Origin of the sequence: Solibacillus merdavium (assembly GCF_014836935.1) — a bacterium.
Classification (GTDB): Bacteria; Bacillota; Bacilli; order Bacillales_A; family Planococcaceae; genus Solibacillus; species Solibacillus ferritrahens.
In genome coordinates this window covers 1-1,568 of the sequence record NZ_JACSPW010000047.1, presented here as the reverse complement: position 1 = coordinate 1,568, position 1,568 = coordinate 1, and the positions used below count along the sequence as shown (strand labels likewise).

The 1,568-nt window shown below is 42.9% G+C and carries 1 protein-coding gene; it reads right to left on the bottom strand.

Annotation, left to right across the window (positions count from 1 at the left end):
* Positions 1-174: 174 nt before the first annotated feature.
* On the bottom strand, positions 175-1,452 hold the full coding sequence (locus H9632_RS18665) for an IS110 family RNA-guided transposase (RefSeq protein WP_191705563.1): 1,278 nt from the start codon (positions 1,450-1,452) through the stop codon (positions 175-177).
* Positions 1,453-1,568: the final 116 nt, after the last annotated feature.

Below are 1,568 nucleotides of genomic sequence, written 5' to 3'. Positions count from 1 at the left end.
CCCATGTCTCTAGGCGTCTGATTGCGCGTACATTCCTTCGTTCGGTCTATTCATAAGGCAGAGGCTGGCGATGCTCCCTAGGGGACTCGTTTGATTGGTCATCAACGGTCGGATGGTGAAAATAATGCCGGCTTCTCCGTGTCATCCTCTTGGTTGGACTTCTGATGTGTACGCTTATGCAGCAGTTTGAAGACTGGCGAAATCGTTCATCATTTGGTGTTCGTTAAACATTGTTTTCTTTTTGCACAAGGCATGTAAAATCTTTAGTAATTTCCCACATAGCACAACGATTGATTGCTTCTTGCGAAGCGGATTGATCGAGCGTGTGGTGTAATATTCATGTAATTGCTTAAAAGCTGGATTATGCAAGATTAACGGCATCATGACTCGGAATAAGAGGGCGCGAAGTTTGCGTCTTCCTCGTTTGGAAATCCGTTTTTGTCCTTTTTGTTGACCAGAAGAGTTTTCACGCAACGTGAGTCCCGCTAGTTTAATTAATTGGCGTGGATGCGCATATTGTGTGAGTGAACCAACTTCTGATAGTAAATCGACAATGGTTACGTCTCCGATTCCTGGTACCGATGCTAAATACTCATAATCCGCCATTTGTTTCGCGAGCTCTATTAATTGAGCCGTTAATTCGTCGAGCTGGGCTTGCATTAATTTCACTTGAGAAAGTAATGTGGCGATTTCAAGTTTGGCCATCACTAAACCTTCTGTCAGTCCGATTGAATCCTGCGCAACTTCGACTAATTGTTTTGCCTTTGGTAGTTGGGGACTTTTCATCCCATCTACTTGGCGGTATAAGAACAGTAGCTCTTCGGGTGTTTTCCCTTTGATATCCGAGGGTAGTGGGGTCATTTCGAGTACCGCATACGCCATTTTCCCGAAGCTTTTAAATACTTGTGTAAACTCAGGGAAAAAGCGATCTAGCCAACGAATAATTCGATTTTGAATGGCATTTAAATCTTCTTGAATCTTTGCACGTAACGTTGCCCCGTTGCGGAGTTCTGCTTCTACACCATCCAAAATACGTGGATAACTAAAGCGTCCGTCTCGCATTAAACGAGCAATCACAAGTGCGTCTTTTTGATCATTCTTCGTTTGAAGATTGTCATCCAATTCCTTGGAACGATTGACGTGCATTGGGTTGACCATCACGAATGGAATTCCGTAGCTTGTCAGAAACGCCGCCAAGTTCATCCAATAGTGTCCTGTTGGCTCAAAACCAACGAGGATTTCCTGTTTTTCATGTGTAGCTTTTAACGTAAGCAGTCGCTCATAAAAGCCTTCAAATCCAATGCGTGACTGCGCAATAGGAAATGATTTCTGGAACGCTCGACCTCGATCATCAATAGCACAGGCAAAATGTTTGTGCTTCGCAATGTCGATGCCAATTACTAGTGTATTTTCTGTAACTTGATTAATTTTATGGTTCGTATTAGAATTCATTAGATAGTCCTCTCGTAGATGAATGAGTCAATTTAGTCGTTGATACTCAAGCATCATACAGGAGGGCTTTTTTGTTTTCAAGTCCCCGAAAATCCTTCTAACAGGAATGCTCCCTA